Origin of the sequence: Hydrogenophaga sp. PML113 (assembly GCF_001777155.1) — a bacterium.
Lineage (GTDB): Bacteria > Pseudomonadota > Gammaproteobacteria > Burkholderiales > Burkholderiaceae_C > Hydrogenophaga > Hydrogenophaga borbori.
The window spans coordinates 340,716-353,727 of record NZ_MIYM01000003.1 but is presented as its reverse complement, the minus strand read 5'-3'; the positions used below and the strand labels follow the sequence as shown (position 1 = coordinate 353,727).

Genomic DNA, 13,012 nt, shown 5'->3' with positions numbered 1-13,012 from the left:
CGGCGGCGCTCATGCCGACTCCTCGGGACGGCCCCGCAGCGCCTGGCGCAGGACCTGGGCGAAGCGCTCGGGCGCGTAGCGCTCGGCGCAGCGTTGCCAGGCGGCCGCCTGTTGGCGCTGCCACAGGGCGTCGTCGCGCAGCAGACGCAGGACGCCGGCGGCGAAGGCCTCGGCGTCGCGCGCGGACTGGATATCGCGGCCCGCGATCCAGCCGAGCTGGCGCACCAGCAGCGCCGAGGCCACGACCGGGATGCCCTGGGCCGCGGCCTCGATGACCTTGGCCGGCACGCCACCGGCGAAGCGCACCGGCGCGATGAAAACCCGCGCGCCGTCGTAGTGAGGCGCCAGCGCCTCTTGCGGACCCAGCAGGCGCACGTGTTCGCTGGCCAGGCGCGTCAGCCGGGGCGAGCGGTTGACGCCGACCACGGACAGCACGGGCGGCTGCGGCAGTCGCTCGCGCAGCCGCGGCATCACCTGCTCGATGAACCAGAGCAAGCCGTCCTCATTGGGCGTGTCGGGGTGCAGCGCGCCCACGAAGAGCAGGCCCTGGCGCGTGGCCGGGCCGGGCACCTCACGGCGCACCGCCATGCCGTGGCTCAGCAGGCTGACGCGGTGGCCGGCGGCGGCAAAACACGCGGCGTCGCGCTCGGAGACCACCAGCACCTCGCTGGCGCCGCGCGCCAGGGCGATCTCGCGCGCCAGGTGCGCCTGCGCGGCCGCGCGGGGCATGGGCTGGCCGCGCACCGCCGCCTCGGCGATCTCGCGCAGCGCGAACAGGGCCTCGGCGTCGTAGACCAGGCGCATGCCGGCGAAGAGTTCGGGCCGGCGCGCGCGCAGCGGCTGCAGCGCCTTCAGGTTGGGTGGGCGGCTCACCAGCAGCACGTCGTAGACGCCGCGGCGGCGTTCCAGGAAGGCCTCCAGCCGCGCCATGCCGTGGCCCAGCACCACCTCAACGCTGCTGGGCAGCGAGGCCTGGATGTCGCGCCAGTCGTCCTCGGTCTGCCAGAGCGGGAAGAAGCTCACGGGCCAGTCGCGCAGGGCCTGCAGCATGAGGCGCGCGCGCGGCAGGCCGCCGCCCTTGTGCATGTGCGGCACCTCGTTGTCGATGATGAGCACGCGCGGGCGGCGCGGATGGTCCTCGGGCGAGCGCCAGCGGTCGCCGTCCAGGCGTGGCGTGTGCGGGTGGGGCTGGCCGCGCAGCCAGTCCGCGTGGCGGGCCTGGAAGCGCGCGCGGTTCTCGCGCATGCGGCGTTCGGCTTCGTCACCGGGCGCACTGCCCCATTCCAGGTGTTCGACCAGCACGTCGGGGTCGACCACCACGCGAAAGCCCGCGCGCCACACGCGCAGGCAGAAGTCGCTGTCTTCGTAGTAGGCGGGGGCGAAGGCCTCGTCGAAGCCGCCCAGCATGCGCCACAGCGGCGCTGGCACGGCCAGGAAGACGCCGGAGACGTAGTCGGTGGCGCGGCTGCACATGGCGGCCGGGCAGAAGGGGTCTTCGCCGCGCCCCACGCCGTGGGCGCTGCCGTCGCGAAAGAGGACGTTGCCCACCTCCTGCAGTCCGCCGGCGCTGAGCACGATGCGCCCGCCCAGGGCGCCGATCGCGGGCTCGGCGTCGAGGCGGCGCACGGCGGCCCGCAGGCTGCCGGCTTGCACGATGGCGTCGTTGTTGAGGAACAGCAGGTGGCGCCCGCGCGCCAGGGCCGCGCCCTGGTTCGCGGCGCGCAGGAAGCCCAGGTTCTGTTCATTGACCACCACGCGCGCGCCCGAGACGCGCGCGAGCAGCTCGGCCGTCTCGTCGCCGGACGCGTTGTCGATGACGATGGTCTCGAAGCGCAGGCCGCGCTCATCGGCCAGCGCCTGCAGGGTGCGGCGGGTGAGTCCGGCCTGGTTGTAGAGCACGACGATGACCGACAGATCGGGCGGCGTGTCGCCATCGGCCGGGGGCAGCGCCAGCCGCGTGGGGCGGTCCAGCCAGGCGCGCAGCGCGCGGCGCGCCTGGGCGCGCTGGCGGGCCTTGGGGTCGGCGCCGAACTCGGCGGGGTCGGCGCTGTCGACCGCTTGCTGGCAGAGGGCTTCGATCTGCCGGGCCACGCGGCGGCCGTCGCAGAGCGGCGAGTCCAGCAGGCGCTGGCGCAGGCTGGCGCGGTGCTGGGCCAGCGCGTCGGGGTCCTGGGCCAGGGCCGCGGCGGTGGCGACGAAGGCCTCTGGCGTGTCGGCCACCCAGTCCTGCAGGCCCAGGGCGGCCAGCAGCGAATGGCCCTGGCGGGCGCCGGCCCAGGCGCCGCTCAGCGTGAGCACGGGCACGCCCATCCAGAGCGGGTCCAGCAGGCTTAGGCCCCCGTTGCCGGGGAAGCTGTCGAGCACCAGGTCGATCCGCTGGCACCAGCGCAGCAGGTCTTCGTAGGCGCAGGGCGGGTCGAAGGCCACGCGCGTGGTCGCCACGCCGTGCGCGTCCAGAGTGCGCAACACCTGGGCGCGCTGCGGCCAATCGAGTGCGAGTTCGCCGATGAAGCGCAGGCTGGCCCCTGGCGTGGCCAGCAGGACGCGGGCCCAGGCCCGCAGGCTGGCCTCGTTGATCCGCAGGCCGCGCGCGAGCACCCCGAAGGTGGGCGCACCGGTGGCCTGCATGGGCAGAGTCAGCGGCGGGGGCGCGTGCAGCGGCGGGTCCCAGCACCACTGGCCGCCGTCCAGGCGCCACAAGGCTTCCTCGTGCAGCGCTTCGTGCGCGGGTGGCACCGAGGCGGCGTCGCACAGCAGGGCGTCGAACAGGCCGCCGGACGTGCCCCAGCAGCCCAGCCAGCCGATCTGCAGCGGCGCGGGTCGCCGCGCCAGGGCCTGAAGGACCTCGAACTGGCCTTCGAAGGGGTGCAGTCCGCCGGCGTCGATCAGCACGTCGATGCGCAGCGCGGCGCAGCGGCGCGCCAGTTCGGCCGGGTCCAGGGCCCGCTGGTGGATGTGGGCCGGCAACCCGGCCATCGGTCGGTTCGTGAAGACATGGACCTCGGCGGCCTGCGCCTCGTGGCTCGCCAGCACACGGCGCAGCAGCCGCTCGTGCCCTTGGCCCGCGAGGTAGGCGATGCGGGGCCGTGATCCGGGCCGGCGTGCGGGCGCACCGGGGGCCTGGCGGTCCAGGCCCGCGCGCAGCTTGAGCGCGCGGTAGGCCTGGCGTGAGGCCAGGGCCAGCCCCTGCGCCGTGGACCGCTCGCTGAGCGAACGCGCGTAGAGCGCGGCGCTGCCGAGCCAGAGGTCGTCGGGACAGTCCGCCTCGGCCCACTGGGCCAGGCGCAGCAGCGCGCCGTGGCCGTGGCGGTGGGAGGCCTCGGCCAAGGCCTCGCGCAGCGCGGCGCGGCGGTCGCCCCGGGGCAGCAGCGCCAGCACCGGCGCCGCTTCTTCCACGCCCAGGGCGTGCAGGCGCAGCAGCGAGCGCGCCGCGTCGCTGGCGCGCTCGCGGGCACCGATGAGTTCGCGGCACAGGGCCACGGCCTGGCGGTGGTCGGTGGCGGTGGAGAGGGGGTCTTCGCTGAGCAGGCGCGCGAGCAACAGGCGCGCCGGCGTTTCGCCGGGCCGCAAGGACAGCAGCCGCTCCACGGTCCGCCGGCCCAGCGCGAACTCGCCCGAGCGCAGACAGGCCTCGGCCAGCTCGCGCAGCGGCACCGGGTTCTGCGGGTCGAGTTCGCTGGCGTGCAGGAAAGCCAGCCGCGCCGCGCCGAAGCGCTGTGCGTCGAGCAGGATCCAGCCGAACTGGCGCAGCGTGGCGGGGTCGGCGGGCGCCAGCGCCAGGGCGGTTTCGGCGGCGGACTGGGCCTCGTCCAGGCGCCGTTGCTGGCAGCGCACCTGCGCCAGCGCGCGCCAGGCCGGCGCGAAGGCCGGGTCCTGCGCGACGGCGGCCTCGGCCTGCTGCTCGGCCGCCGCGAGGTCTTGCGCGGCCGCGAGCACGAAGGCGGCTTGCACGCGCACCGCGAGGTCTTGGGGGCGGCGGCGCAGCAGCTCGCGCACGGCGCCCGCGGCGGTGGGCAGATCGCCCTGGTCCTTGGCGAGCCAGGCGAGCTGGCGCAGCACATCGACCGCGTCGGCGCCGGCGCGGTCGGCGCGCGCCAGGCAGCGGCGCGCCAGCGCCCAGCGGCCGCGCTGCGCGTGCACTCGCGCGAGCACCTGCCAGGCGTCGGGGTGGCGCGGTTGGGCGCGCAAGGCCTGCAGCAGATGGCGGCGGGCCGCGTCCCGCTGGCCCAGATCGAGCTGGGCCTGCCCCAGCAGCGCTTGCGCGGGCAGGCAATGGGGCTGGCGCGCCAGCACCTGCATCAGCAGCCACTCGGCGTCCAGCGGGCGTTGCCAGTGCAATTGAATCTGGGCCCGCCGCAGCAGCGCGTCCCAGCGGTCCATGTCGCGCTGCTGCACTTCGTTGAAGCTGGTGTCGGCGCCGCTCAGGTCGCCGGCGCGCTGTTGCAGCGCGCCCAGCAGGTGCCAGGCGGCGGCATCGTCCGGCGCGGCGTCCACCCGCTGGCGCGCCAGGGCGATGGCGCGTTCCAGGTGGCCGTGCCGGCATTCCCATTCGATCAGGGCGTCCAGCAGTTCGGGGTGGGTGGGCCAGCGCTCCAGGCCCTCGGCCAGGCACGCGGCGGCGCGCAGGGGTTGGCCGAGCGCGGCCAGGCACTGGGCGCGGTGCAGGTGCAGGCGCACCTGCTCGGGCGCGGCCCAGGCGTAGGCGGCGATGGCTTCTTCGTACAGGTCCAGCGCGGCGGCGGGATCACCGCTCTTTTGGCGCAGCCAGGCCAACTGCAGCAGCCGACCCGGCTGGCGTTCGGCCTGCAGGGCGCGCTCGGCCCAGGCCACGGCCTCGGGCAGCTGGTCCAGGTCGTGCAGCACCCAGGCCAGCGTGAAGACGGCCTCATGCCGCGAGGGATCGAGCAGGCAGGCCATGCGCAGCGCCTCGGCGGCCCGCGCCAGCTCGCCGTGCCGCTGGTGCTGCAGGCCCTGTTGCCAGTACCGCGCGGCCTCGGCGGGGGCGTCGTCCGGTTCCTGGCCGCTCACGCCCTCAGGCCCCCGGTCGTTCGCAGACCACGGTGAACATGGGCACCTGGCGGTTCTGCGAGGGCTGGCTCTGCTCGTGCAGGATGACCCGCGCCTCGGTGAAGCCCAACAAGCCCAGCGTGGAAACGAAGAACTGCGGCGTGAACAGCCACCAGGTGTCGACCTGCTGCACGCCGCGGTGCGGCTGCAGCTGGCACAGCGCGCGCGGGCCGAGCGACGGGTCGTACAGCTCGGTGACGATCACCGTGCGCCGCGTGCGCGCCGCCACGCTTTGCACCATGTCGAAGGGCCGGCGGCAGTGCAGCAGCACCGAGGCCATCAGGCCGATGTCGAACTCGCCGAGCTCGGCCGGCAGGGCATAGGGATCGGCCTCGATCAGGCGCACGCGCGAGCGGCGTTGCCGGTGCACGTACCAGAACGAATGGCGCACGCCTTCGATGGAGCGCGTGAAACCGTGCCGCCACCGCGGCGTGTCGAAACCCTCGTGGGGCACCACGTCCCACAGGTGCGACATGGGTGGCTCCAGGCAGGTGACCCGGGCGCCGGCGGCTTCCATGTGGAAGGACAGGTGGCCGCTGGCGGGGCCGATCTCCAGCACCGACCGGCCGTTGAAGTCCACGCCGCCCAGGTACTGCGCGGTGTTGGGCCGCAGGTCCCAGTCGCCCACCACCTCCTCGCCATCGGGCAGCGTGGTGGAGTGGTAGAAGAGGCAGTCCTCGCGGCGCGGCTGGCGGGGCGGCACCTCGCGCACGGCGGCGTGCGCGGGCGTCGGCGACGTGGCCGGGGCCGGGGGCGGCGCGGGCACTGGCTCGCGTGGCGCCACGCTCGCGGCGTGCAGCTGCAGCAGGCCCAGCAGCCGGGCCACGGTGGACGCGGTGCCCGCCACGTGCGCGGCGCCGCGGCGCAGGGCGGCCGCGCGCTGGGCTGCCGCGCCAGGGCCGTGCAGGTGGCGCAGCGCCGCCGCCCAGTCGGCCAGCGGCGCCTCCAGGTCCAGCACGGCGCCGCCGTCGCCCACCAGCTCGGGCAGCGCACCGCGCCGGCTGGCCAGCACGGGCAGGCCATTGAGCTGGGCTTCCACCACGGTGCGGCCGAAGGATTCTTCCCAGACCGAGGGCATGAGCAGCACGCGCGACTGACCGAACACCTCGCGCATGCCGTCGCTGGGCCCGCGCCATTCGACGTTGCCCAGCCGCGCCGCGCGCGCCTGGCCGTGGGCGCGCCAGGCCGGGTCCAGCGGCCAGCTTTCCATCACCAGGAAGGGCAGCTCGGGGCAGGCCGCGGCCAGCTCGAACAGGCGCTCCACGCCCTTGATGGGCGTGGGGTTGACGAACAGCACCTTGTCGCCCTGGCGCTCGGCCCGGTAGGTAGGGGCCGAGACGATGGGCGGGATCACCGCGCAGTCCAGGCCGTAGAGCGCGCGCCAGCGCCGCGCAGTGAAGTCGGAGTTGGCCAGGTAGAGCAGCGAAGGGTCGGCCACCAGGTGCCCGCCGAGTTGGTGGGTTTCGACGTTGTGCAGGTAGACGGCCGTGGGCCGGCCGGTGTCCAGGCTGGCCAGCACCAGCGAACTCAGGTAGGTGCCGCTCTGCACCACGATGGCGTCGGCCTCCCAGGCGGCCGCCACCTGGGGCAGGGCCTCCAGAGGCCGCGTCGCGCGCAGCACCGGGTAGCCCAGGTGCTCGTCGCGGGTGAGCGTGTCGTCGGTGTCCATGGCCACGGCCGGGGCCCGTCCGCACAGCACGGCGGCCTCGGCCCCCAGTTCGCGGATCGCGAGGCAGAGGTCGTGGGTGGTGGTCTGCAGCCCGCCGGTGACGTCCGGCAGGTGCGGGTAGCTGGAAACAAAAAGGACGCGCATGGCGGCGAGGGGCGGTGCTCGCGCCAGGGCGCGGTGGGCCGCCGGTCAGGGTGAAGGGCGCCGGCGGCCGGGGCTCAGGACACCTGCAGCACTTGGCTGCTGCCCAGGAGGTCTCTCAAGGTCAGGGAGGGGCTGCTGCCGGTGTTGACGTCCACGACGTTCTTCAGGCGGTCGTTGGCCAGGGCGCTGCCGGGGTTGCTGGCGCCGCCAGGGCGGTTGCCCGTGGAAAGGAGCTGGCCCGCCGGCGCTGGCGGGGGATTGGCATTGCCGGTGTTCGTCGGGCGCGACTCGAGCCGATTGAGCAGGGCGTTGAGGTCGCTCGTGGGGGGGGGCCGCGGCGTGCTCATGGAGGTGCCCGACAGGTCGACGCCAAAGCCGGGGCGGGTGATCGTCGTGGTGTCGCCGCTGTTGCTGGTCGCGCGCATCTGCTGGCCGAACAGGAAGATGCCGCTCGTGCGATCGCTGTTGGTCTCCGCCAAGGCGATCCCGCCCAGGAGTTCGAGCTTGCCGTGCGGCGTGGCGATGACGGTGGCGGTGTTCTTGCTGATCTGTCCGCCCACGACGCGCACCACGCCCTTGGCCAGGCCGAGCCGGATCTGGCCCTGGCGGGTGGCGGGGTCGAAGCGGAACTCGTCGATGGTGAGTTCGGAGTCGGGGCCCAGGGTCAGGGCCGACTGGTCGAGGAAGAGCAGGTGCAACTGGCCGTTGGCGTCGGTGCGCAGCCGCTGGCCGGGCAGCACGCTGCTGCCCACCACCATCACTTCGTTGTTCCCGGTGACGGTGCCGCCGGGCGCGACCGCAGTCACCACGCCGGTGCGGTTGGCCGATGCCGAGGGGGCCTGGGCCATGGTCGTGGGCAGCGCGGCGGTCGACAGGGCGGCGGCGAGCCACCAGTCCTTGGAAATCGGCGGGGTCATATCGGGTCCTCGGGAAACGGTCTTGAGTGGGGGCCGTGGGTGGGCGCGCGCGTCAGAAACGGTAGGCGGCTGCCACGAACAGCGAGGTGTTCTTGTTGTCGTAGTTGGGCAGCTTGCTGTCCGTCTTCACGTGCTCCAGCTGCACCAGCAGGGACCAGGCCGCCGACAGCGGTACCGTCTGGCCGATGCCAATGCGCCATTCGGTGTCGCGGCGCGCGGTGTTCGGGTCGATGGCCGGGTCGGCCGCGTCGTAGGCGCGCCGCTGCAGGCCGCCCCAGACCGAGGTGGTCCACAGGCCGCCGCCCTTGAGCGGGCTGGCGTAGCTGTGCAGGTAGGTCACGCGCGCTTCCTGGCTGTCGTTGTCGTAGTAGCGCCGGTCGGTGCGCTGCCAGTACGCGCGCAGCTCGCCGCTGAGCAGCTGGCCCGGTGCGAGTTCGCGCGTCAGGCGCACGCGCAGCAGCTTGCTGGGGCCGCCGAGTTCGCTGGCGGCGGGCACGTCGATGCGGGTGGCGTAGTCGACGTCGCGGTACTCGAGGCCGCCGTCGACGAGGGTGCGCTCGTTGAGGCTGTAGGCCGCGTCCAGGCCCAGACCGTAGTTGCTCAGGTAACGGTGGCCCTGGGCCGAGAGCGTGGCGGCGATCAGGTGCGGGCGGATGCTCAGGCCGGGCAGGCCGGCCGGCGAGGGCTTGAAGCGCAGGCCGGAGGTGAGCTCGACCAGGGCCAGGTTGTACGGATCGGTCTGGTTCACCTGCAGCGTGCTGCCGGACGAGGAGCTGAACTTGACGATCTGCGCGGCGAGCGAGCTGACGATGGCGGCCTCGTTCTGGCGGCCCAGGTCGTACTGGTGGTCCAGGCGCAGGCCCAACTGCAGGTCGGTGTCCGACTGGGGCTTGAGCGCGTCGGGCACGGCCACCGGCGCGCCAGCGGCCAGCACCGTGTCGCGGCTGGTGCGCGAGCTGGGGTTGGTCTGGGCCCGCAGGCCCAGCAGCACCTGGCCGTCGAGGCGCGAGACCTGGGTGCGCTTGCCGATGTCGCGCAGCAGGGTGTCGGCCTGGCCTCGCTCCACCGGACCCAGGCGCGGGTCGTCCAGGGCGCGGCGCAGCATGCCGGCGGCCATGTCGTAGGAGCCGAGGCGGTAGTACAGCACGCCCAGGTCCAGGCGCACGGAGGGCGGTGCGTTCGGGTCCAGCAGCAGGCGCTCGAGGGCGGCGATGGCGCCTTCGTGGTTGCCCGACTGTTCCAGCAGGCGCGCATAGCGCGCGGTGGCGTTGCCGTCGGCGGGCGATTGCAGGGTCTGGCGGAAGGCTTCGTCGACCTGGCTTTGCAGGGGCGCGTTGGGCGCGGTCTGGGCCCAGGCGCTGGAACAGAACAACGCCGTTGCCAACAATTTGATAGCAAGAACCTCAGAAGAATGGCTGGCCGCGGGGCGCTTCAATTGGGGTTCCTCCTGGATGGCTGGGCTGGCTGAAAGAGCGCGGACGATTGTTACACATTTGCAAGCACGCTTATCATTCCCGGCCCGAACCCGGAGGGGCCCTGCGCACCTCGGGCCGACTGTGTTTCGACCGACGCCGAGCGTCTTCTGATGGCCGCGATTCCTTCTCTTCCCGTGGCGCCGCCGGCGCCCCGGCACCCGCTCGATTTCCGCTTTGGCGCCCAGGGCCCGAAGGCCCGCACGGTGTTGGTATATGGCAACTGCCAGACCCCCTACCTGGCGCGCATGCTCAGCGCGCTGGACGACCTGAACGACGACTACCGCTTCGTGGCGGCCCTCAACCACGCGCAGCCGGGCGATGCCCAGGCGCTGCCGGTGGCCGACGAGGACATGAAGAATGTGGCGCTGCTGCTGCGCCAGCACGAGATGGCGCCCGGCAACCCGGCCTTGGCGGCGATCGAGGCGCGCCTGCCCCCGGGCTGTCCGGTCATCACCTTCCCGAGTTACCTGCTGAACTGCCTGTGGCCCTTCGAGTGCGCCGAGCCGCGCGAGCGCCACGACCCGGCCTATCCGACCTGGAAGCGCTACCCGACGGGCGACCTGGTGGCGCTCGAAATCGCCGAAACCGGCCTGAGCGGTCCGATCGCCGTGGCCGCCTACATGGACCTGTCCGCGCGCCGGATGCCCGACCTGCAGCGCCGCCTGGAGGACGACCTGGACCTGATGCGCCTGTTCGACGCCCACTGCGACGTGCGCCTCGCCGACCACGTGGCGGCGAACTTCCGCGACCAGCACATGTTCTGGACGCGCGGCCACATGTCGGCCGCCGCGATGCGCGAGCTGGCGCGCCGCGTCGCCGATCAGGCCCGCCGCGTGATCGGCGGCCAGGCGCAGCGCGCCGAACTGTGCCTGGACGCGGCCATGGACTTCGACGGCATGGGTGGCGTGCAGACGCCCGTCCACCCGCTGGTGGCCGACGCCCTGAAGCTGAGCTATTGCCCACCGGAGCGCACCTACCAGTGGGTGACGCAGCGGTGGACCTTCTACGAATACATCGAGCGTTACATCGCCTACGACACGAGCTGGTAGCCTGGGGCCGCAGTGCCTGGGTACGCGCCCGCTTCCATTCCCCCTTTCCTTTTCCCGACCGGATCCCGCCATGCCGCAGCAACGACCACTTGGACCCTTCACCGTCTCAGCCATCGGCCTGGGCTGCATGAACATCTGCCACGCCTACGGGCCGCCCGTGCCCGAGGCGCAGGCCGAGCGCCTGCTGCTGGCCGCGCTGGACGACGGCGTGACGCACTTCGACACCGCCGCGCTCTACGGCTTCGGCGCCAGCGAAACCCTGATCGGCAAGGTGCTGGCCCCGCACCGCCACCGCTTCACCCTGGCCAGCAAGTGCGGCATGCAGGGCGTGGACCTGAAGGGCGACGGCCAGCTGGTGCGCGTGATCGACGGCCGGCCCGAGACCCTGCGCGCCACCTGCGAGGCCTCGCTGCGCCGCTTGCGCACCGAGGTGATCGACCTGTACTACCTGCACCGCTGGGACAAGTCGGTGCCGATCGAAGAAAGCGTGGGCGCGCTGGGCGACCTGGTGCGCGCGGGCAAGATCCGCGCGGTCGGCCTGTCCGAGGTCTCGGCCGCCACCTTGCGCAAGGCGCACGCCGAGTACCCCATCAGCGCGGTGCAGACCGAGTACTCGCTGTGGACGCGCAACCCCGAGATCGCGGTGCTCGACGCCTGCCGCGAGATCGGCGCGGCCTTCGTGGCCTTCAGCCCGACGGCGCGCGGCTTCCTGGCGATCGACCTCGACCCGCAGGCCTTCGACGCCAAGGACATCCGCCGCGCGATGCCGCGCTTCACGCCCGCGCACTGGGCCGCCAACCAGCGCCTGCTGCCGGCCTACCGCGCCCTCGCGGCCGAGGTGGGCTGCACGCCCGCGCAGCTGTCCATCGCCTGGCTGCTGCACAAGGCGCCGCACATCCTGCCGCTGCCGGGCACGGGCAACGTGGACCATCTGCTGGAGAACAACCGCGCCGACGGCGTGCGCCTGAGCGCCGACGTGATGCAGCGCCTGGAGGCGCTGATCAACCCGCAAACCGTGAGCGGCAACCGCTACAGCGAGCAGTCCAACCGCGAGGTGGACACCGAGGTGTTCGCGTGAGCGCCACCCCGGGTGCCGAGCGCCCCATCCTGGTGGTGGCCGCCGGCCAGACCTTCGAGGAGCTGAGCCGCGCCGAAGGCGATTTCCCCGACTGGATCGCGCGCGGCCTGGGCGATGGCGTGCCGCTGCGCCACGCCGACGCGCGCGAGGCGCCGGACTACCCCGACCCGCGCACGCTCGGCGGGGTGGTGGTGAGCGGCTCGCACGCCATGGTCAGCGACCGCGCGCCCTGGAGCGAACACCTGGCCGGCTGGCTCAAGGACTGCGTGGCGGCGGAACTGCCGGTGCTGGGCATCTGCTTCGGCCACCAGCTGCTGGCGCACGCCCTGGGCGGCGAGGTGGACCGTTTGCCCGAGGGGCCGGAGGTGGGCACGCGCGAGGTGCGGCTCGGCCCCGAGGCCGGCGACGACGCCCTGCTGGGCGCCTTGCCGGCCCGCTTCCCCGCGCAGCTCATCCACTACCAGTCGGTGCGGCGTCTGCCGGCGGGCGCGGTGCCGCTGGCGCGCAGCGACATCGAATCCCACCAGGCCTTCCGCGTGGGGCGGCGCGCCTGGGGCGTGCAGTTCCATCCGGAGTTCTCGGCCACGGCCATGCGCGGCTACCTGGAGCGCCTGAAGGGCGAGCTGGGCGAAGAGGCGGCGCGGCGCCTGGACGAGGTGGGCCCCACGCCGCAGGCGGCGCAGGTGCTGCGCCGTTTTGCCGAGGTGGTGCGGGCCGGCTGAGCTCAGGCGCCGCCCGTGGCGTAGCGCTCGGCCAGCGCGTCCCAGGCGGGCTTGCCCACCAGGGCCTGGCGCTCCAGGAACGGGGCCACCCGCTCGGGGTCTTCGGCCAGCAGGCCCTCGGCCTGGAGCGCGCCGAGGGCGCGCCGCATGCCCAGCAGCGCCGACTGCAGGGCCGCGTTGGCGTACAGCACGAAGCTGTAGCCCTGGGCGCCGAGCGCGTCCGCCCGCTGCAGCGGCGTCTTGCCGCCCAGCACCAGGTTGATCAGCAGGGGCTTGTCCACCAGCGTGGGCAGGCGCGCGATGTCGTCGGACCGGGTGAGCGCCTCGACGAACAGCAGGTCGGCGCCGGCCTCGGCGAAGCGCTGGGCGCGTTCCACCGCGGCCTCGAAGCCCAGGCTGGCCGCGGCGTCGGTGCGGGCGACCACCATCAGGTCCGGGTCGCGGCGGGCGTCGACGGCGGCGCGGATCTTCGCGACCGCTTCGTCGAGCGGGATCACCTCCTGCCCACTGAAGTGGCCGCAGCGCTTGGGCGCCACCTGGTCCTCGATCTGGATGGCGTCGGCGCCGCAGCGCTCCAGCACGCGCACCGCGTGGCGCACGTTCAGGGCGTTGCCGAAGCCGGTGTCGGCGTCCACCATCAGGGGCAGCTCCACCGCGTCGCGCAGGCGCGCGGTGTGCTCGGCCAGCTCGCTCAGGCCCACGAAACCCAGGTCCGGCAGGCCCAGGGCCATGTTGCTCAGGCCGGCGCCCGTGAGGTAGACGGCCGGGTAGCCCAGGCTTTCGATCACCCGCGCCGACAGCGCGTTGAACGCGCCCGGCAGGATGAGCCCCTGCCGCCGCTCGGCCAGGGCGCGCAGCGCCCGCTTGGGCGGCAACGCCGCCGGTGCCGCG

8 protein-coding genes are annotated in these 13,012 nt (G+C 73.6%); 3 read left to right on the top strand and 5 right to left on the bottom strand.

Annotated elements, in window-relative coordinates:
• Positions 1–9 precede the first annotated feature (9 nt).
• From BHU06_RS07675 to BHU06_RS22800, 4 genes are all read right to left on the bottom strand, one after another.
• Positions 10–5,028: a glycosyltransferase gene (locus BHU06_RS07675; protein ID WP_070398559.1), complete on the bottom strand. Its 5,019-nt coding sequence runs from the start codon at positions 5,026–5,028 to the stop codon at positions 10–12.
• A 4-nt stretch (positions 5,029–5,032) separates the two neighbouring features.
• Positions 5,033–6,880 carry a glycosyltransferase gene (locus tag BHU06_RS07670; protein WP_070398558.1) on the bottom strand — a complete coding sequence of 616 codons (1,848 nt, stop codon included), beginning with the start codon at positions 6,878–6,880 and terminating at the stop codon, positions 5,033–5,035.
• Positions 6,881–6,954: 74 nt separating this feature from the next.
• Positions 6,955–7,797, bottom strand: coding sequence for a FecR domain-containing protein (locus tag BHU06_RS07665; RefSeq protein WP_070398557.1), 843 nt, complete (start codon positions 7,795–7,797; stop codon positions 6,955–6,957).
• A gap of 52 nt (positions 7,798–7,849) precedes the next feature.
• Complete coding sequence (locus BHU06_RS22800; RefSeq protein WP_254668133.1) at positions 7,850–9,169, bottom strand: surface lipoprotein assembly modifier; 1,320 nt, start codon at positions 9,167–9,169, stop codon at positions 7,850–7,852.
• A 213-nt stretch (positions 9,170–9,382) separates the two neighbouring features.
• Here BHU06_RS22800 and BHU06_RS22795 point away from each other — a divergent pair, with 213 nt between their 5' ends.
• The 3 genes from BHU06_RS22795 to BHU06_RS07645 all read left to right on the top strand — a co-directional run bounded on the left by BHU06_RS22795 (position 9,383) and on the right by BHU06_RS07645 (position 12,121).
• Positions 9,383–10,321, top strand: coding sequence for a WcbI family polysaccharide biosynthesis putative acetyltransferase (locus BHU06_RS22795; protein ID WP_175442821.1), 939 nt, complete (start codon positions 9,383–9,385; stop codon positions 10,319–10,321).
• A gap of 70 nt (positions 10,322–10,391) precedes the next feature.
• The gene (locus BHU06_RS07650) at positions 10,392–11,399 is read left to right on the top strand and encodes an aldo/keto reductase (protein ID WP_070398555.1); all 1,008 of its coding nucleotides are present in this window, start codon (positions 10,392–10,394) and stop codon (positions 11,397–11,399) included.
• Positions 11,396–12,121: a glutamine amidotransferase gene (locus BHU06_RS07645; protein WP_083293061.1), complete on the top strand. Its 726-nt coding sequence runs from the start codon at positions 11,396–11,398 to the stop codon at positions 12,119–12,121. Before BHU06_RS07650 ends, BHU06_RS07645 begins: the two co-directional genes overlap by 4 nt.
• A 2-nt stretch (positions 12,122–12,123) precedes the next feature.
• Here BHU06_RS07645 and BHU06_RS07640 read toward each other — a convergent pair whose 3' ends face one another.
• A complete protein-coding gene (locus tag BHU06_RS07640) occupies positions 12,124–12,996 on the bottom strand; it encodes an oxaloacetate decarboxylase (protein ID WP_070398554.1) in 873 nt (290 codons plus the stop codon).
• Between the last annotated feature and the right edge of the window lie 16 nt (positions 12,997–13,012).

Excerpts from the sequence above, each read along its gene's own strand:
- BHU06_RS07670 (WP_070398558.1), bottom strand. The coding sequence starts at position 6,880 with ATGCGCGTCCTTTTTGTTTCCAGCTACCCGCACCTGCCGGACGTCACC.
- BHU06_RS07665 (WP_070398557.1), bottom strand. The coding sequence starts at position 7,797 with ATGACCCCGCCGATTTCCAAGGACTGGTGGCTCGCCGCCGCCCTGTCG.
- BHU06_RS22795 (WP_175442821.1), top strand. The coding sequence starts at position 9,383 with ATGGCCGCGATTCCTTCTCTTCCCGTGGCGCCGCCGGCGCCCCGGCAC.
- BHU06_RS07650 (WP_070398555.1), top strand. The coding sequence starts at position 10,392 with ATGCCGCAGCAACGACCACTTGGACCCTTCACCGTCTCAGCCATCGGC.